At 74.1% G+C, this 17,960-nt stretch carries 18 protein-coding genes; 10 read left to right on the forward strand and 8 right to left on the reverse strand.

The features are described 5' to 3' along the window. Positions 1–57: 57 nt before the first annotated feature. Positions 58–2,109: a phenylacetic acid degradation bifunctional protein PaaZ gene (paaZ, locus tag AB0L25_RS37220; RefSeq protein WP_500177860.1), complete on the reverse strand. Its 2,052-nt coding sequence runs from the start codon at positions 2,107–2,109 to the stop codon at positions 58–60. Positions 2,110–2,216: 107 nt separating this feature from the next. Here paaZ and paaA point away from each other — a divergent pair, with 107 nt between their 5' ends. Genes paaA through paaE form a run of 5 tightly spaced genes read left to right on the forward strand, consistent with a single transcriptional unit; the run spans position 2,217 to position 6,005 of the window. Continuing rightward, positions 2,217–3,179 (forward strand): 1,2-phenylacetyl-CoA epoxidase subunit PaaA, encoded by a 963-nt coding sequence (gene paaA / locus AB0L25_RS37225; protein WP_500177862.1) that lies wholly within the window; start codon positions 2,217–2,219, stop codon positions 3,177–3,179. Further along, positions 3,176–3,469, forward strand: coding sequence for a 1,2-phenylacetyl-CoA epoxidase subunit PaaB (gene paaB, locus AB0L25_RS37230; protein WP_500177864.1), 294 nt, complete (start codon positions 3,176–3,178; stop codon positions 3,467–3,469). Before paaA ends, paaB begins: the two co-directional genes overlap by 4 nt. A gap of 13 nt (positions 3,470–3,482) precedes the next feature. Further along, complete coding sequence (gene paaC / locus AB0L25_RS37235; protein ID WP_500177866.1) at positions 3,483–4,412, forward strand: 1,2-phenylacetyl-CoA epoxidase subunit PaaC; 930 nt, start codon at positions 3,483–3,485, stop codon at positions 4,410–4,412. Further along, the gene (gene paaD, locus AB0L25_RS37240) at positions 4,409–4,921 is read left to right on the forward strand and encodes a 1,2-phenylacetyl-CoA epoxidase subunit PaaD (RefSeq protein WP_500177868.1); all 513 of its coding nucleotides are present in this window, start codon (positions 4,409–4,411) and stop codon (positions 4,919–4,921) included. Before paaC ends, paaD begins: the two co-directional genes overlap by 4 nt. 1 nt (position 4,922) lies before the next feature. Beyond that, on the forward strand, positions 4,923–6,005 hold the full coding sequence (gene paaE, locus AB0L25_RS37245; RefSeq protein ID WP_500177870.1) for a 1,2-phenylacetyl-CoA epoxidase subunit PaaE: 1,083 nt from the start codon (positions 4,923–4,925) through the stop codon (positions 6,003–6,005). Here the strand turns inward: paaE and AB0L25_RS37250 are convergent. After that, positions 5,993–6,631 carry a TetR/AcrR family transcriptional regulator gene (locus tag AB0L25_RS37250; protein WP_500177872.1) on the reverse strand — a complete coding sequence of 213 codons (639 nt, stop codon included), beginning with the start codon at positions 6,629–6,631 and terminating at the stop codon, positions 5,993–5,995. The two genes, paaE and AB0L25_RS37250, sit on opposite strands and share 13 nt — an antisense overlap. A 223-nt stretch (positions 6,632–6,854) precedes the next feature. Between AB0L25_RS37250 and AB0L25_RS37255 the strand changes: the two genes are divergently transcribed. The 5 genes from AB0L25_RS37255 to AB0L25_RS37275 all read left to right on the forward strand — a co-directional run bounded on the left by AB0L25_RS37255 (position 6,855) and on the right by AB0L25_RS37275 (position 12,700). After that, positions 6,855–7,628 carry an IclR family transcriptional regulator gene (locus AB0L25_RS37255; protein ID WP_500177874.1) on the forward strand — a complete coding sequence of 258 codons (774 nt, stop codon included), beginning with the start codon at positions 6,855–6,857 and terminating at the stop codon, positions 7,626–7,628. A 14-nt stretch (positions 7,629–7,642) separates the two neighbouring features. Continuing rightward, positions 7,643–9,298: an OPT/YSL family transporter gene (locus AB0L25_RS37260; RefSeq protein WP_500177876.1), complete on the forward strand. Its 1,656-nt coding sequence runs from the start codon at positions 7,643–7,645 to the stop codon at positions 9,296–9,298. 14 nt (positions 9,299–9,312) lie between these two features. Further along, positions 9,313–10,398, forward strand: a complete 1,086-nt coding sequence (locus AB0L25_RS37265) for a 2,5-dihydroxypyridine 5,6-dioxygenase NicX family protein (protein ID WP_500177878.1) — start codon at positions 9,313–9,315, stop codon at positions 10,396–10,398. Next, positions 10,398–11,687: an alpha/beta fold hydrolase gene (locus AB0L25_RS37270; RefSeq protein ID WP_500177880.1), complete on the forward strand. Its 1,290-nt coding sequence runs from the start codon at positions 10,398–10,400 to the stop codon at positions 11,685–11,687. Before AB0L25_RS37265 ends, AB0L25_RS37270 begins: the two co-directional genes overlap by 1 nt. 206 nt (positions 11,688–11,893) lie before the next feature. Continuing rightward, entirely contained in the window at positions 11,894–12,700 is an 807-nt protein-coding gene (locus AB0L25_RS37275; RefSeq protein WP_500177882.1) for a mycofactocin-coupled SDR family oxidoreductase, read from the forward strand. Here AB0L25_RS37275 and mftF read toward each other — a convergent pair. From mftF to mftA, 6 genes are read right to left on the reverse strand one after another with little or no spacing between them, the layout of a single operon-like run. Next, entirely contained in the window at positions 12,690–14,174 is a 1,485-nt protein-coding gene (gene mftF / locus AB0L25_RS37280) for a mycofactocin biosynthesis glycosyltransferase MftF (protein WP_500177884.1), read from the reverse strand. The genes AB0L25_RS37275 and mftF overlap by 11 nt on opposite strands. A 20-nt stretch (positions 14,175–14,194) precedes the next feature. Continuing rightward, positions 14,195–14,968 carry a mycofactocin biosynthesis peptidyl-dipeptidase MftE gene (gene mftE / locus AB0L25_RS37285; protein ID WP_500177886.1) on the reverse strand — a complete coding sequence of 258 codons (774 nt, stop codon included), beginning with the start codon at positions 14,966–14,968 and terminating at the stop codon, positions 14,195–14,197. A 1-nt stretch (position 14,969) separates the two neighbouring features. After that, on the reverse strand, positions 14,970–16,154 hold the full coding sequence (gene mftD, locus AB0L25_RS37290) for a pre-mycofactocin synthase MftD (RefSeq protein WP_500177888.1): 1,185 nt from the start codon (positions 16,152–16,154) through the stop codon (positions 14,970–14,972). A gap of 21 nt (positions 16,155–16,175) precedes the next feature. Further along, a complete protein-coding gene (gene mftC / locus AB0L25_RS37295) occupies positions 16,176–17,426 on the reverse strand; it encodes a mycofactocin radical SAM maturase (protein WP_500177889.1) in 1,251 nt (416 codons plus the stop codon). Next, the gene (mftB, locus tag AB0L25_RS37300; RefSeq protein ID WP_026401609.1) at positions 17,423–17,698 is read right to left on the reverse strand and encodes a mycofactocin biosynthesis chaperone MftB; all 276 of its coding nucleotides are present in this window, start codon (positions 17,696–17,698) and stop codon (positions 17,423–17,425) included. The genes mftC and mftB overlap by 4 nt, the downstream gene beginning before the upstream one ends. 3 nt (positions 17,699–17,701) lie before the next feature. Next, complete coding sequence (mftA, locus tag AB0L25_RS37305; RefSeq protein WP_500177891.1) at positions 17,702–17,815, reverse strand: mycofactocin precursor MftA; 114 nt, start codon at positions 17,813–17,815, stop codon at positions 17,702–17,704. Positions 17,816–17,960 lie beyond the last annotated feature (145 nt).

Here is a 17,960-nt window from a genome sequence, read left to right on the forward strand (position 1 = left end):
GGGCCGCCGCCCGCGCCCCTGCGGGACGGCGCGGGCGGCGGCCCGGGCGGCGGCCGCTCAGGCCTCGGAGGGCTGCGGCCAGGTCTTGGCCACGAGCGTGAGCACGTCGTAGGTCGCGACCGGCCTGCCGTCCTGGTTCGTCACGACGGCGTCCCAGCGGACCTCGCCGTAGTCGGCGCCGGTGCGCGGCGTGATCTGCTTGACGGTCAGCGTCACCGCGATCGAGTCGCCCGCCTTGACCGGGGTGAGGAAGCGCAGCCCGTCCACGCCGAAGTTCGCCAGGACGGGCCCGGGCGCGGGGTCGACGAACAGCCCGGCGGCGAGGGACACCACGAGGTACCCGTGGGCGACGATGCCGCCGAACAGCGGGTTGCGGGCGGCGGCCTCCGGATCGGTGTGCGCGTAGAACGTGTCGCCGGTGAACTCCGCGAAATGGGCGATGTCGTCGAGCGACACCGTGCGCGGCTCGGAGGCGATGGTGTCGCCGAGCCGCAGCTCGGCCAGCGACTTGCGGAACGGGTGGACGCCGGACGCGGTGCGGTCGGCGCCGGGCGTCCACGTGCCGGTGACCGCGGTGAGCAGGTCGGGCGACGCCTGCACCGCGGTGCGCTGCATGTGGCCGAGGACGCTCCGGATCCCGCCGAGCTCCTCGCCGCCGCCCGCGCGTCCGGGGCCGCCGTGGACGAGCGCGGGCAGCGGCGACCCGTGCCCGGTGGACTCCTTCGCGTCGTCCCGGTCCAGGACGAGCACCCGCCCGTGCCACGGCGCCAGCCCGCGGACGACCGCGCGGGCGACGTCGGGATCGTGCGTGACGACGGACGCGGCGAGACTGCCGCGGCCCCGCGCGGCCAGCTCGACCGCCGCGTCGACGCCGTCGTAGGTCAGCACCGTGCTCACCGGCCCGAACGGCTCCACGTCGTGCGGCTCCGCGGCGCCCGGACGCGCGCGCAGCAGCACCGGCGTCATGAACGCGCCGCGCTCGGGGTCGCCGTCGAGCAGCGGGCCCGCGCCCGCCGGGTCCCCGGCGACCACCTCGGCCGCCGCCCGCAGCGCCTCGACGGCCTTGCGGACCTCGGCGCGCTGCCCGAGGCTCGCGAGCGCGCCCATCCGGACGTCGGCGTTGCGCGGATCCCCGACGGTGATCTTCGCGAGCCGGGCGGCGAGCGCCTCGATCACCGGCTCCGCCATCGGCGCGGGGACGAGCACCCGCCGGATGGCGGTGCACTTCTGCCCCGCCTTGACGGTCATCTCGGTGACGACGCCCTTGACGAACAGGTCGAACTCGGGATCGTCCGGACGGACGTCCGGCCCGAGGATCGAGCAGTTGAGGGAGTCGGCCTCGACGCCGAGGCGGACGCCGCCGTCCAGCACGTTCGGGTGGCGGCGCAGGATGCCGGCGGTGTGCGCGGAGCCGGTGAAGGCGACCGAGTCCTGGACGGTGAGCCGGTCGAGCAGCCCGTCGGGGCTCCCCGCGAGGAGCTGCAGCGCCCCCTCCGGCAGGATGCCCGACTCGATGATCTGCCGGACGGCGCATTCGGTGACGTACGCGGTCTGGCTCGCGGGCTTGACGATCGACGGCAGCCCCGCGAGGAACGCCGGGGCGAGCTTCTCGAGCATGCCCCAGACGGGGAAGTTGAACGCGTTGATCTGCACCGCGACGCCCGGACGGGACGCGTACACGTGCCGCCCGGCGAACGTCCCGCCCTTGCCGAGGCGCTCGACGCCGCCGTCCAGGACGATCGTGTCGTTCGGCAGCTCGCGCACGCCCTTGCTCGCGTAACCGAACAGGGTCCCGATGCCGCCGTCGACGTCGACGGCGGTGTCCCGGGACGTCGCGCCGGTCCGCACCGACAGCGCGTACAGCTCCTCTTTGCGCTCGGTCAGGTGCTTGGCGAGCGCCTTCAGCAGGCCCGCCCGCTCGTGGAACGTCAGCGCGCGCAGCGCCGGCCCGCCGGTCTCGCGGGCGTGCCGGACCATCTCCGCGACGTCCGGGCCGCGCCGCGCCAGCCGCGCGACCTCCTCGCCGGTCGCGGCGTCGAGCAGCGGTTCGCCCTCGCCGTCCGCGCGGAACCAGCGTCCGGCGGCGTAGCTCTCCAGCAGTGGACTCACGCCTGTCTCCTCTCCGAGGCGGGCCGGCCACCCCCTCTTGCGCCGAGCGGCGGTCTCGTGTCACGTTATTACTGATCGAACGGTAAGTAAATACGCCGGGAGGACCAGTGACGACACGGGCGGAGCCGGACGCGGCGCTCCAGGCGGCGTTCGACGAAACGATCGGGCGGGGCGACCGCATCGAGCCCCGCGACTGGATGCCGGACGCCTACCGCAGGACGCTCGTCCGGCAGATCGCCCAGCACGCGCACTCGGAGATCATCGGCATGCAGCCCGAGGGCGCCTGGATCGGGCGGGCGCCGTCCCTGCGCCGCAAGGCGATCCTGCTGGCCAAGGTGCAGGACGAGGCGGGGCACGGGCTGTACCTGTACTCGGCCTGCGAGACCCTCGGCGTGTCCCGCGCCGAGCTCACGGAGCTGCTGCTGGCCGGGAAGCAGAAGTACTCGTCGATCTTCAACTACCCGACCCCGTCCTACGCCGACGTCGGGACGATCGGGTGGCTCGTCGACGGCGCCGCGATCTGCAACCAGGTGCCGCTGTGCCGGACGTCCTACGGGCCCTACGGCCGCGCGATGATCCGCATCTGCAAGGAGGAGTCGTTCCACCAGCGGCAGGGCTACGAGCTGCTGATGACGATGATGCGCGGGACGGACGAGCAGCGCGCCATGGTGCAGGAGTCGGTGGACCGGTTCTGGTGGCCGTCGCTGATGATGTTCGGCCCGCCGGACGCGGACTCGCCGAACAGCGCGCGGTCGATGGCGTGGGGCGTCAAGCGCAACTCCAACGACGAGCTGCGGCAGAAGTTCGTCGACATGACCGTCCCGCAGGCCGAGGCGCTCGGCGTCACCCTCCCCGACCCGGACCTGCGCTGGAACGCCGAGCGCGGCCACTACGACTTCGGCGAGCCCGACTGGGACGAGTTCGCGGCCGTCCTGCGCGGCGACGGGCCGTGCAACGCGCGGCGCATGGCCCACCGGCGCGCCGCCCACGAGGACGGCGCGTGGGTGCGGGAGGCGGCGACCGCGTTCGCGGAGCGGTCCGCCGCGGACGCGGGGGAGGCGGCGCGATGAGCACCGACCGGCGGGAATGGCCCCTCTACGAGGTGTTCGTGCGCGGCAAGCGCGGCCTCAACCACGTCCACGTCGGGTCGCTGCACGCCCCGGACGACGTGCTGGCCCTGCGCCACGCGCGCGACGTCTACACGCGGCGCAACGAGGGCGTGAGCATCTGGGTCGTGCGCGCCGACGCCATCACGGCGTCCAGCCCGGACGAGAAGGACCCGCTGTTCGCCCCGAACGGCGACAAGGTCTACCGGCACCCCACGTTCTACGACATCCCCGGCGACGTGCCGCACATGTGAGGGCGGACCGACCATGAACGACGATCAGACGACCGGGACGCCGGGCAGCGTCTTCGACGGCCTCGTCGAGGCCGGCGGGGACTCGTCGCAATGGGCCTTCGGCACCGGCTTCGAGGACCCCCTCGCCGGCGTCGACACGACCGTCCCGGACGGCGCCGCCCCGGCGGCCCTCGCGGCGTACTGCCTCATGCTCGGCGACGACGCCCTGATCATGTCCCAGCGGCTGGCGGAGTGGTGCAGCCGCGCCCCCGACCTCGAAGAGGACATCGCGCTCGCGAACATGGCCCTCGACCTGCTCGGGCAGGCGCGCCTGCTGCTGGCGCGGGCCGCCGCCGCCGATCCGGGCGCCGTCCCCGCGCTCCCGGCCGGCTCGCCCGTCCCGGCGGAGGACGCGCTCGCGTTCTTCCGCGACGCCGGGGGCTTCCGCAACGTGCGGCTCGCCGAGGTCCCGAACGGCGACTTCGCGCACGTCGTCGTCCGCCTCCTGCTGTTCGCCACGGCCCGGCTGGCGCTGCTCGAACGGCTCCGCGGGAGCCGGGACGGCGTCCTCGCGGCGGTCGCGGCGAAGGGCGTCAAGGAGGTCGCCTACCACCGCGACTGGGCGGGCCGCTGGTTCCTCACCCTCGCGCGGGGCACCTCCGAGTCGCGCCGCAGGCTGGTCGCGGCGCTCGGCGCCCTGTGGCCGCTCCTGCCCGAGCTGTTCGCGCCCCATCCCGTCGAGACGTCCCTCGCGGCGACCGGCGTCGGCGTCGACCCCGCCTCGATCGGGGACGAGGTGGACGCCGTCCTCGCGCAGGTCCTCGCGGTGAGCGGCGTCGACCGTCCGGACGCAGCGCCCGCGCCCGGACCGTCGGGGCGCGACGGCGACCACACCGCCGCGTTCGGCCCGCTGCTCGCCGAGATGCAGGAGGTCGCGCGCGCCCACCCGATGGGGCTCTGGTGAACGCCCGCGACCGCGCCGCCGAGGCCGCCGCCGGGGTGCGGGACCCGGAGATGCCGATGCTCACCCTCGCCGACCTGGGGATCCTGCGCGGCGTCGAGGTGATCCCGGACGGGCGGGGCGGGGAGACCGTCGTCGCCTCGATCACCCCCACCTACACCGGCTGCCCCGCCATGGCGACCATGCGCGACGACCTCGTCCACCGGCTGAACGACGCGGGCTTCCCCCGCGTCGAGGTGCGCGTCGTCCTCGACCCGCCCTGGTCGAGCGACTGGATCTCCGAGCGCGGCCGGGCCGCGCTGCGGGAGGCCGGGCTCTCCCCGCCCGGCCCCGCCCGCCGCGCGTCCGGCCCGGTGGCGCTCACGCTCGGACCGCCCCGGCGCGCGCCCGCCTGCCCCCGCTGCGGCTCGACGGCCACCCGGCCGACCTCGGAGTTCGGCTCGACCGCCTGCAAGGCCCTCTACCGCTGCACCGACTGCCTCGAGCCCTTCGAGCACGTCAAGGAGATCTGAGATGCCCGCCACCGCGCCCGCGCCCGCCCGGGCGGCCGTCTTCCACCCGCTCACCGTCGCGGCGGTGGACCGCCTGTGCGAGGACGCCGTGGCGATCACCTTCGACGTGCCGGCGGAGCTGCGCGACGCCTACGCGTTCCGGGCCGGGCAGTCGCTCACCCTGCGCCGCGTCGTGGACGGACGGGAGCACCGCCGGACGTACTCGATCTGCGCGCCGGCCGGCGCGGCCCCGCGCATCGGGGTCCGCGAGATCCCCGACGGGCTGTTCTCGTCCTGGCTCGTGCACGACGTCACGCCCGGGACGCGCATCGAGGTGGGGCCGCCGACGGGGTCCTGGCGGGCCGATCCCGCGACGGGGGAGCGGCACCTGTGCGTCGCCGCCGGGTCCGGCATCACCCCGCTGCTGTCGGTCGCCTCGACCGTCCTGGCCCACCCCTCCGCGCAGGTGTCGCTGATCTACGGCAACCGGACGAGCCGCACCGTGATGTTCGCCGAGGAGCTCGGCGACCTGAAGAACCGGTACGGGCCCCGGCTCCAGTTCGTCCACGTGCTGTCCCGCGAACCCCGCGACGCCGAGCTGTTCTCCGGACGGCTCGACCGCGACCGGCTGCACCGCCTGCTCACCGACCTCGTCCCCGCAGAGGTGTTCGACCACGTCTGGCTCTGCGGGCCGTTCCCGATGGTCGAGGACGCCCGAGCCGTCCTCGCCGGCCTCGGCGTCCCGCCCGACCGCGTCCACGTCGAGCTGTTCTACGTGGACGCGCCCCCGCCCGAGCCCCGGCGGGCCGCCGGGACGCCGTCCGGCGCGACGACCGAGCTGACCACGGTCCTCGACGGGCTGCGCACCACCTCGACCGTCTCCCGCGAGACGACGATCCTCGAGGGCGCCCAGGCGACGCGCGCCGACCTGCCGTTCGCCTGCAAGGGCGGCGTCTGCGGGACGTGCCGCGCCGTCGTCCGCGAGGGCGAGACCGACATGCGCCGCAACCACGCGCTCGAACCGTCCGAGGTCGCCGCCGGGTTCGTCCTCACCTGCCAGACGTTCCCGGTGGGCGAGCGCGTGACCGTCGATTACGACGCCTGACCGCCGCGCGGCCGGAGGCCGTCGAAGGCGATCGTGGTGATCGCGTCCGCGACGGTCGCCGGGTCGTACGCCCCCTCCGCGCGGTACCACTCGACCAGCGAGTTCACCATGCCGAACAGCAGCCGGCTCACCAGCGGCGGCGGCAGGTCGGCGCGCAGGGCGCCCTCGGCGGCGGCGTCCGCGACCAGCGCGGCGAGCCGCTCGTCCAGCCGGCGCCGCCGGTCGAGCGCCGCCAGCTCGACGCCGCTGTTGCCCCGCACCCGCAGCAGCAGAGTGACGGACGGCTGGTGCGCCACCAGGACCTCGACGCTGTGCCGCACTACCTCGCGCAGACGCTCGTACGCCGTCCCGCCGGCCCGCTCCTCCGCCGCCGCGGTGACCACCGCCGTCAGCTCGTCGAGGGCGTCGTCCAGGGCCCGCCCGAGGAGCTGCTCCTTGCTCGTGACGTGGTGGTAGATCGCCGGCTTCGTCAGCCCCAGCTCCTTGGCCAGGTCGCCCATGCTCGTGGCGTCGTACCCCTTGCGGTTGAACAGGTCCACCGCGGTGCGCAGGATCGCCGCCTGGTCGTACCCGGGACGCCCGCGCCGGCGGCGCGGCGCCGCTCCGTCGGGCCCGGTCGTCGTCATCCGGGCAGCATATGACGCCCGCCCGGGCGCCCGCCCTCCCGCATACGCCCGCCTGCTCCAGCGCAGACGGGGCGGGCGTTTCGTGCTGGTCGGGGCAGGGGGCGCACGTAAAAAGCTGGTTACTTCCCCCTTTCCGGCTTGACCGTAATGAGCCAAGAGCGGATACAGTGCGGCTCAGAAATAGCAACGCTGTTGCGATAAACGCAACAGAAAGGTGGTCGCGTTGGGCGAGCCGGGACGCGGTACGGCCAAGACCCTCGATCGGGGTCTGCTGGTGCTGCTGGCCTTCCAGCATCGGACGGAGTGGGGGGTCAGCGAGCTGGCCAGGGAACTGGGGCTCGACAAGGCCGTCGCGCACCGGCTGCTGACCACGCTCGCGCACCGCGGGTTCGTGCTCGCCGACCCCGACACCCGGCGGTACCGGCTCGGCGCCGCGGTCGGCGTGCTCGCCCGGGCCGCGGAGCGGGGCGGGACGCTGGAGGCGGCGGCCCGGCCGCTGCTCACCGCGCTGGCCCGCGAGCTGGGGGAGAGCGCCATCCTCAACGTGCCGCACGGCGCCGGATACCGGACGGCCCTGGCGGTCGACGCCACCGGGCCCATGCGGTACTCGGCGATCGTGGGGGAGACGCTCCCGGCCCACGGCGGGGCCGCCGGGCACGCCATCTTCGCGTTCTACCCGGACGACGACGTCCGGCGGCTGCTGGGCGCGGGACCGCTGGAGCGGTTCAGCGACACCACGGTCACCGACCCGGACGAGCTCCGCGCGCTGTACGCGCGGGTCCGCCGGGACCGGGTCTCGATCTCGCACGGCGAGTACGACCTCAACGTCACCTCGGTCGCGGCGCCGGTGTTCGCCGCCGGGGAGGTCGTCGGCTCGCTGGTCGTGATCGGCCCGCACCACAACGTCACGGAGAAGATCGACACCACCATCGCGAGGGTGCGCGGGGCAGCGGAGTCGCTGACCCGCCTGCTCGACGGCGGCGGGGCCGAAGAGTAGCGAGGAAGAGTCCTGTGACCACGCAATCGCTGAAGGGGGCGGCCCTGCACGGGCCGGAATCGCACCCCCGCGCGCACGAGCCGGTCGTCCTGATCCTCACCATCGTCCTGTCGGTGCTCGGCGCGCTCATCGGCCTGCACCTGGTGACCACGCTCGGCATCTCGGCCAACACCTCGGTCATCGGGGCGCTGATCGCGATGCTCGTGGGCCGGATCCCGGCGCGCAAGCTGCGGGAGATGCGGTCGGTGCACCGGCAGAACCTGGTGCAGAGCGCCATCTCCGGCGCCACGTTCGCCGCCGCGAACTCGCTGCTGGTGCCGATCGGCGTCCCGTTCGTCCTCGGCCGCCCCGACCTGGTCTGGCCGATGCTGCTGGGCGCCGGGATCGGCCTGTTCGTCGACTCCCTGGTCCTGTACCGGGTGTTCGACTCGAAGCTGTTCCCGGCCCGCTCCACCTGGCCGCCCGGCGTCGCGGCGGCGGAGACGATCGTCGCCGGGGACGAGGGCGGCCGCAAGGCCATCGTGCTGGGCATCGGCGGGCTGGTGGGCTTCCTCGGCTCGTTCGTCAAGGTCGCCGGCAACGCGCTGCCGTTCTCGGCGGCGGGCGTCGCGCTGATCGGCAACATCTGGGCGCTCGCCATGTTCGGCGTCGGGCTGGGCGTGAACCAGTACGGCCAGGAATGGTTCGACATCGACCTCAACGAGATGTACATCCCGCACGGCTTCATGGTCGGGGCGGGGCTCGTCGCCCTCCTGCAGGCCGTGATCCTGCTCATCCGCAGGCAGCAGGACGGCGACGGGGACGGCGGCCGGACGGCCGTGGGCGCGCAGACCGGCGAGGCCATGCAGACCACGGTGGACGAGAACGGGCTGCGGCGCGCGCTCACCCAGGGCTACGTCCTGTTCGTGCTCGGTTCGCTGGCGGTCGCGCTGACCGGCGGGATCCTCGGCGACCTGTCGGTGATCGAGCTGATCGGGTGGTGCCTGCTGGCGGGCTTCGCCGCGCTGGTGCACCAGCTGATCGTCGGCCTGGCCGCGATGCACTCGGGCTGGTTCCCGGCGTTCGCGGTCACGCTCATCTTCATGGTGCTGGGCCTGGTCATCGGGATCCCGACCGTGCCGCTGGCGCTGTTCGTCGCCTACATCGCCGCGACCGGCCCCGCGTTCGCCGACATGGGCTACGACCTGAAGGCGGGCTGGATCCTGCGGCAGGGCGGCACCCCGTACCGGCTCGTCGAGCGGGCCGGGCGCAAGCAGCAGTACATCGCGCAGCTCGTCGGGTTCGCGGTCGCGCTCGCCGTCGTCGCGATCACCTGGCGGTCGTACTTCGAGGGCGGTGAGATCCCGCCGGTGTCGAAGGTGTACGCCGACACCGTCGCGGGCGGCCTCACCGACACCTCCACGCTCACCAACATCCTGATCTGGGCGGTCCCCGGGGCGCTCATCCAGTTCATCGGCGGGCCGGAGCGGCAGATGGGCGTGCTGCTGGCCACCGGACTGCTGATCCTCACCCCGTACGCCTGCTGGTTCGTGCTCGGCGCACTGGCCTTCAGGATCATCTGGGCCCGGGTGCGCGGACCCGAGGCCGCGAGCGGCGAGCTGAACCTGATCGGTTCGGGTCTCATCGCCGGAAGCTCGCTCACCGATGTCAGCCGCGTAGTGAAGGGATAAGGCGCATAGTGGAAGTGACCAGCCGGATCGAGTCCCGGCCCGAGTACCTGTCGTACGAGGCCGCGCTCGGCGCCCGCAAGCTCGTCGAGGAGATCATGCTCGTCAAGCCGGGCGAGGACGTGGTGATCACCGCCGACAGCTCCACCGACTCGCGGGTCGTGGACGTCACCGCGCAGGCCGTCGCGGCGGCCGGGGCGACGCCGACGGTCGTGTGGTACCCGACGCGGCCGTCCTCGGCGATGGAGCCGCCCGGCCCCGTCGCGGGCGCGGTCGCCCGGTCGCAGGTGTGGATCGAGTACGCGCTGGCGTACATCATGCACTCGGACGCGTTCCGCGCGGCGATGGCGCAGGGCACCCGCTACGCGAACCTGACCGGCATGGACGTCCAGATGCTCGTCGACACCGTGGCGCGCGTCGACTTCCAGGGCACGATCGACCTGGGCAAGGCGCTGGTGGGGCTCCTGGAGAAGGCCGACGAGGTGCGGATCACCACCCCGGCGGGCACCGACCTGCGGGCCCGCAACGGCGGCCGGTCGATCAACCTGCGCGGCAAGCCCGCCGAGAAGCCGGGCGAGACCGTCATGCTGGCCGGGCAGATCTCCTGGAACCCCCTCGAGGAGACCCAGGAGGGCGTGCTGGTGTTCGACGGCGCCGTGTGGCCGCCGAACGACCTCGGGCTGATCCGCTCGCCCATCCGGATGGAGGTCGGCGAGGGCACCGTCACCTCGATCGAGGGCGAGGGCACCGACGCGACGATCTTCCGCCGCTGGATGGAGGACCAGGCGAAGTCCGCGGACGACCCCGAGATCGGCCGCAACATGTACCGGATCGCGCACTGGTCGCTCGGGTTCAACCCCGGCGTGACCAAGCCGACCGGCCGGATCGTGGAGGACGAGCGCATCTTCGGCTGCGTCGAGCTCGGTCTCGGCACGAAGGGCGCCTGGATCGGCGGCGACCCGTTCCTCGCCCCCGCGCACACCGACGGCAGCCTGCTCAACCCGTCCATCTACCTGGACGGCGAGGCGATCGAGGTCGAGGGCCGCTACGTGCACCCCGAGCTCGTCGAGATCTGCCGCCGTCTCGGGATCCCGGGCTACTGATGATCACTGGAACGTTCCGGCAGCGGGGCCTCGTCTACACCGACCACGTCGTCGAGGTCCCGCTCGACCACGACCGTCCGGACGGCCCGCGCATCGAGGTGTACGCGCGCGAGGTCGTCACGGCCGCCAAGGCCGGCGCCGACCTGCCCCGGCTGCTGTTCCTGCAGGGCGGCCCCGGCGGCAAGGCGGTGCGGCCCGCGTCCAAGAGCGGCTTCGTCGGGCGGGCGCTGGACGACCACCGCGTCGTGCTGCTCGACCAGCGCGGCACCGGCCGCTCCACGCCCGTGAACCGGCGGACCCTCGCCCGCGTCGGCGGTCCCGCCGAGCAGGCGGCGTACCTCGCGCACTTCCGCGCCGACGCGATCGTCCGGGACGCCGAGGTCCTGCGCCGCGAGCTCAACGGCGGACGTCCGTGGACGACGCTCGGGCAGAGCTACGGCGGCTTCATCACGATGGCGTACCTGTCGCTGGCGCCCGAGGGGCTGCGGCGGTCGTTCGTCACGGGCGGGCTGCCGACGCTGACCGGGACGGCGGACGACGTGTACCGGCTGACGTTCGACCGGATGCTGGAGAAGAACGAGGAGTACTTCGCCCGCCACCCCGGCGACCGGGAGCTGTGCGTCCGCATCGTCGAGCACCTGCGGACGCGCGACGTGCGGATGCCCACGGGGGAGCGGCTGTCGCCGCGCCGGTTCCAGGGCCTCGGCCTCGGGCTCGGCACCCGGGCCGGCTTCGACACGCTGCACTTCCTCCTCGAGGAGGCGTTCGTCGAGGGCCCGGAGGGCCCGGAACTGTCGGACACGTTCCTCGCGGGCGTGCACGACGCGACGAGCCTCGCCGCCCGCCCGCTCTACGCGCTGTTCCAGGAGCTGATCTACGCGCAGGGCCGGGCGACGAACTGGGCCGCCGAGCGCGTGTACCGGCGGCGTCCGGAGTTCGACCTGGACGGCGGCGCGCCGTTCGCCTTCACGGGCGAGACGTACTACCCGTTCAACTTCGCCGAGGACCCGGCGCTCGTGCCGCTGCGCGAGACCGCGGACCTGCTGGCGGCGAAGGACGACTGGCCGCACCTGTACGACGTCGAGCGGCTCGCCCGCAACGAGGTGCCCGTGTACGCGGCGATCTACCACGACGACATGTTCGTCCCGCGCGAGTTCTCCCTGGAGACGGCGCGCGCGGTGCGCGGGCTGCGGCCGTGGATCACCAACGAGTACGAGCACGACGGGCTGAAGGAGGGCACCGCCGTTCTCGACCGCCTCCTCGGCATGGCCGAGGAGGACGGCGTCTAGGGACGGACGACCCGGATCGGGGAGGCGGCCGCGACGGCCGCCTCCCCTTCGCCGTATCCGGGCGGCGAAGGGCGGACCATTGCTCTTTTTGGCACCGAGTGCCATCATGCTCGTACCGCTTTTCGGCCCGGCCTTCCACCGGTGCGCGACCTGACCCCATGGCCGTACGCCGCGCGTCGCCGGGCCGCCCGATCTGGAGGTTTCCCATGGGACGTTTGACGGGCAAGGTCGCCTTCATCACCGGTGCCGCGCGCGGGCAGGGCCGGGCGGAGGCCGTCCGGCTCGCCGCCGAGGGCGCCGACGTCATCGCGATCGACCTCGCCGAGTCGGCCAGCCCGTACGTCCGCTACGCGCCCGCCACGCAGGCCGAACTGGACGAGACGGTCAAGCTCGTCGAGGAGCGGGGCCGCCGGATCGTCGCGCGCAAGGCCGACGTCCGCGACCTGCCCGCGCTGGAGGCGGCCGTCCGGGACGGCGTCGCCGAGCTGGGCCGCCTCGACATCGTGGTCGCCAACGCGGGCATCGTGAACTACGGCCGCACCTGGGAGATCACCGAGGATCAGTGGCAGGACCTCATCGACGTCAACCTCACCGGCGTGTGGAAGACGGTCAAGGCCACGGTGCCGACGCTCATCGAGCAGGGGCAGGGCGGCTCGATCATCATCACCAGCTCGGTGGCGGGCTCGAAGGGGCTGCCGTTCCTCGCCCACTACGCCAGCTCCAAGCACGGCGTGGTCGGCCTCGCCAAGGTCCTCGCCAACGAGCTGGGCGAGCACGACATCCGCGTCAACACGATCCACCCGCACGGCGTCGCCACCGGCATGACCGACGACTCGATGAGCGACTACCTCGAGCAGTCGCCCATGCTCGGCCCCATCTACATGCCCGCGCTGCCCTACCAGGTGGTCCAGCCCGAGGACATCGCGAACATGGTGGCGTTCCTGGCGTCCGACGAGGGCAAGTTCATCACCGGCTCGCAGCTCCGGGTCGACATGGGCAACATCAACCGCTGATCCGGCGCGCCCGCCGCACCGCCGTTCGCACCGCCGCTCTCGCCCGCCCGCCCGCCCGGGCGGCCGAGAGCCCCTCGGGGAACCGGACGTCCGGGCGCAGCGGCGCCGCCGAACGCGCGCGCGCCGACGCCGCCGTCACCCCCGACCCGTACGCGACGTCCTCGGCGAGCCGCAGCACCGCGTACCGGACCGGGTCGACGTCCGGACGCTCCCGCAGCCACTCCAGCGCGATCGGCGCGAGCATGGCCGCCGCCGCCGCGCGGGCGGTGCGGCTGCGCGGGGCCGCCGCCAGGACGAGCAGCCCGGCGGGCCACCACTCGCGCCGCAGCGCGTGCCCCAGCGCGGCGGCGTCCGCGAGCACGCCCTTCCCGACGATCGCGGCGGCCAGGCTCCAGTCGGCGGGCAGCCGCGCCAGCCGGCGCGCCAGCAGCGCCGCCGCGACCGCCGCGCAGGCCGCGGCGATCTCCGGACGTCCGCGCGCGAGCAGGCCCAGCACGGCGAGGTTCCACGCCGACGGGCGCGCCGGGGCGAGCCGGCCCGGATGCCGCCGCGCCAGGTCCGCGGCGGACGTCCCGTACTCGTGCCGCCGCCGCGCCCAGTCCACCGGGCGCAGCCGCGACGTGTGCGCGACCCGCGCGCCCGGTTCGTACCGGACGTTCCACCCCAGGTCGCCCAGCCGCCAGACGAAGTCGACGTCCTCGCCGAGCCGCAGCCCCTCGTCGAACGCCCCGCCGGACCCGAGGCCGCGCACCGCCGCGACCCGCACCAGCAGCGTCGCCGTCGGCACGAACCCGAGCCGGCCGCCCGGACGCACCAGCGCGGGCCGGACGCCCATGTCGAGCGCCGACCGGGCGGTCTCGTAGCGGGCGAGCAGCCGGTCGTCGCCGGGGTCCGGACGGACGCGCGGCGCGACGGCCGCCACCCGCGGATCGTCGAAGTGCGGGACGAGCACGTCCAGCCAGCCCGCCTCCGGGCGGCAGTCGGAGTCGACGAACGCGGCGAGCGGCGTCTCCACCAGCCGCAGGCCCGTGTTGCGGGCGGCGGCCGGGCCCCGGTTGACGGGATGCCGCACCAGCCGGGCCCCGGCGGCCTCGGCGGCCCGGCGCAGCGGCCCGGGATCGGGCGAGGCGTCGTCCACGACGATCACCGGGAGGCCCGCGACGGCCGCCAGGCACCGCGCCAGCTCGTCGGCCCGCCCGTACGCGGGGATCACCACGGTCACCTCGTGCGGCCCGAGGCGCGGCGCCGGAACGGGACGGGCCAGCCCGTGGTCGAGCAGCAGCCGGGCGACCGCCCGGCCGACCGGCGAGGGGTCGGCGAGCCCGCGCCCGCCCGCGCAGCGCAGCGCCGCCAGGTGCGGGCGGGCGGCGTCGGCCAGGCGCACCACCTTCCACGGCGCGCCCCCGGTCGCCACGCGGCCGCCCGACCACAGCGACGTCCCCTCGTCCAGCGCGATCGGGAAGTCGGCCGGCAACGGAAACCGGGACGCCCCGCTCACGTCGCCGCCCCGGGATCGAGGACGCCGCCCCGCGCGCCCGCGCGGCCAGGCTCACGCTCTCGTTCCGTTCCGGGAGGTGCGAGGCGGCCGCGGGCGTCCGCGCGCCAGGCGTGGATGCGGTGGACGGTCGATGCCGTCATCGCGTCCACGATCTCCCGTCCCCGCTCGGCCGACGCTCCCGCCGGGTCGCCGAGGACGCCCGACGGCGACACCTCCCGGACGCCCCGGGCGACCAGCTCGGGCAGCAGCTCGGCGATCGGCCGGGTGTCGCCCGCGACCGCGCGCGACGACCGGACCAGCTCCGGGGCGAGATGCAGCATGACCGACGTCTCGGTGAACCCGGCGTGCGCGTCGCCGCCGGGGACGCCGCAGCCGACCCAGCCCGCGTCGTGCCCCTCGGCGCGCATCCGGCCCACGGCCGCGTCGAGCGCCGCCGTGTTGCCGCCGTGCCCGTTGACGAACACGACCCGTCCCGCCCACAGCGCGAGGGACCGCACGGTCTCGACGAGGACGAGCTCCAGCACGTCCCGTCCGATCGAGACCGTGCCGGGGAAGCCCGCGTGCTCGCCGCTGGACCCGTACGCGACGGCGGGCGCGACGAGGATGGTGTCGCCGAGCACCGCGGCCGCGCGCTCGGCGACGGCCCGGGCGATCACGGTGTCGGTGTTCAGCGGCAGGTGCGGGCCGTGCTGCTCGGTCGACCCGACCGGCACCAGCACCGGCGGCCGCTCGGGGACCTCCGGCCACGCGGTCCCGGCCAGGTCCCGCACGTCAGCTCTCCTCGCCGCCCAGCGTCAGCGCGAACCCGGGCGGGATCACGAGGTCGGACGGGGACAGCTCGCGGACGGACGCGTGGCCGAGGCCCAGCACGGCGGAGTCGAGCCCGCCGCGCATGATGTCCAGCACGTTCTCCACCCCGGCCTGCCCGTTCGCCGCGAGGCCCCACAGGTAGGCGCGGCCGATCAGCACGGCGCGCGCCCCGAGCGCGAGCGCCTTGGCGACGTCCCCGCCGCGCCGCACCCCGCCGTCCAGCAGCACCTCGATCTGGTCGCCGACCGCCGCGGCGATCGACGGCAGCACCCGGATCGTCGCGGGCGTGGTGTCGAGGTTGTTGCCGCCGTGGTTCGACACCGACAGCGCCGTGACCCCGGCGTCCACGGCCCGCTTCGCGTCGTCCACGCGGGTGACGCCCTTGAGCATGAACGGGCCGCCCCATTCCTTGCGCAGCCACGCCACGTCCTCCCAGGTGGGGGGCGGGGTCTGCATCCACTCGCCGTACGCGCCGAAGAACGTGGGCGCGGGGCCGCCCGGCGCCTGGAGGTTGGGGGTCGTCAGGTCCGGGATGCGGCCGGTCTTGGCGAACCGCCACAGCCAGCCCGGGTAGGGCAGGACGCCCGGCGCCAGCTTCGCCATCGTCTTCAGGTCGACCTTCTCCGGGATCATGGGGCTGCCCCAGTCCCGCCCGTTGGAGAACGACCAGTCGAGCGTGGCGATCAGCGCCTTCGCCCCGGCCCGGCGCGCGCGGTCCATGCGCTGCACCATCGCGTCCCGGTCGCCGCTCCAGTACATCTGGAAGAAGACGTTCGGGTTGGCCTCGGCGACCTCCTCCACGGGCTTGCTCGCGAACGAGCTGAGGCCCATGATCACTCCCCGGTTCGCGGCGGCGCGCGCCACCGCGACCTCGCCGTCGGGGTGCACGGCCTGCACGCCGGTGGGGGAGATGACCACCGGCATGGACGTCTCCACACCCATCACGCTCGTGGACAGATCGCGCTCCGCGTGGTGGCCCGCGACGTGGGGCGCGAAGCCGAGGTCGCCGAACGCCTTGCAGTTGTCGCCGACCGTCCGGCCGCGCTCCGAGCCCGCGACCAGCGCCCCGTACACCATGTGGGGCAGCCGCCGCTTGGCGCGGCGCTGCGCCTCGGCCACGGTCTCGAACCACGGATTCTGGAACATGTCGTCTCCTGGAGGGAATGGTCAGGTGATCCGCAGCCCGGCGAGGGGGTTCTCCTCGCAGGCGCTGACGGGCGGGCGGTCCATGTCGGCGCGCCGCCCCAGCTGCACGAGGACCGGTTCCCGGGGGCGGGGCGGGGAGGTCCGGTGCGAGTGGTCGCCGGACGGCTTCGGGATGCCCGACCGGTCCTCGGGCCGCCCGGCCAGCAGCTTCTCGCCGTGCCCCTGCACGCACTCGGGGTCGGGCCCGTCCAGCGGCAGCCCGGTGAAGAACTTCGCGGCCATGCAGCCGCCCTTGCAGGTGTCGTAGAAGCCGCACGAGGCGCAGGCCCCGCCCGTCTGCGGCTCCCGCAGGCCCGCGAACAGGTCCGACTCGCGCCACACCCGCGCGAAGCCGCCGGGCTCGCGGACGTTCCCCGCGAGGAACTCGTCGTGGATGGCGAACGGGCACGCGTACACGTCCCCGACGGGGTCGATGAGGCACACCACGCGCCCGGCGCCGCACAGGTTCAGCCCCGGCAGCGACTGGCCGTAGGCCGACAGGTGGAAGAACGAGTCGCCGGTCAGCACCCGGTCGCCGTGCGCGAGGAGCCAGTCGTACAGCTCGCGCTGCTGCGCCTGCGTCGGGTGCAGCTCGTCCCACACGTCCGCCCCGCGACCGGATGGGCGCAGCCGCGTCAGCCGGAGCTGCGCGCCGTACTCGTCGGCGATCGCCTTGAAGGCGTCCATCTGCGGGATGTTGTGCCGCGTGCAAACCACCGACAGCTTGAAGTTCTTCATGCCCGCGTCGGCGAGGTTCCGCATGGCGCGCAGCGCGGTGTCGTAGGACCCCGCGCCCCGCACGGCGTCGTTGACCTCGGGCGTCGCGCCGTCCAGCGAGATCTGCACGTCGACGTAGTCGTTGGCGGCGAGCCGCCGCGCGACCTCGGGCGTGATCCGGACGCCGTTCGTGGAGAACTTCACGCCCACGTGGTGAGCCGTGGCGTAGTCGAGCAGCTCCCAGAAGTCGGACCGGACCGTGGGCTCGCCGCCGCCGATGTTGACGTAGAAGACCTGCATGGCCTCCAGTTCGTCGATGACGGCCTTCGCCTCGTCCGTCGAGAGCTCGCGCGGGTCGCGCCGTCCCGAGCTGGACAGGCAGTGCGCGCACGAGAGATTGCACGCGTAGGTGAGCTCCCAGGTCAGGCAGATCGGCGCGTCGAGCCCGTGCTCGAACAGGTCGACCAGCCGGGTGCCGGTGGTCTGCGGTGCCTGGCTTGCGGCGTCGGTGGTCACGGCGTCCTTTCCACGAGCATGGACGAGCTTGCGAGCGCGCCGAGCGCCGCGCCGTACCGGGGCAGGTCGGACGCGGGCACGTCGGCGGCCGCGCAGGCGTCCCGGGCGGTGGGCGCGTCCCGCAGCCCCCGGACGACCTCCAGCAGGCGCCGGTCCTTGAGGAACGACAGCTTGCGGGTGCCGAAGTGGTAGAGCAGCGCGCCGAAGGGTTCGGGCCGCACCGAGACCTGCGGGTGCAGGTCCCAGGCGCGGTCCAGATCGATCGCCGGCACGGCCTAGTAGACGCCGCACATGCCGTCGATCGAGACCTCCTCGATCAGCGACTCGGCGGCCACGACGTCCTCGGTCCGCTCGTCGGCGTTCTGGTTCTCGGTGGCGGCGCTGTCCATGGCGTCCTCCTTCGTTCGCGTACGGCGGCCGCGGGGCCCGTTTCCGGTGACCCATGTCACGACCGCCCGGCTTGAGGGGATACTAAGTGCATCGAGTGTCAAAAAGGAAGGGGGCGGGACGGACGAACAGGGCCGCACGCCCCCG

The organism is Spirillospora sp. NPDC052242, from assembly GCF_040679555.1.
Classification (GTDB): domain Bacteria; phylum Actinomycetota; class Actinomycetes; order Streptosporangiales; family Streptosporangiaceae; genus Spirillospora.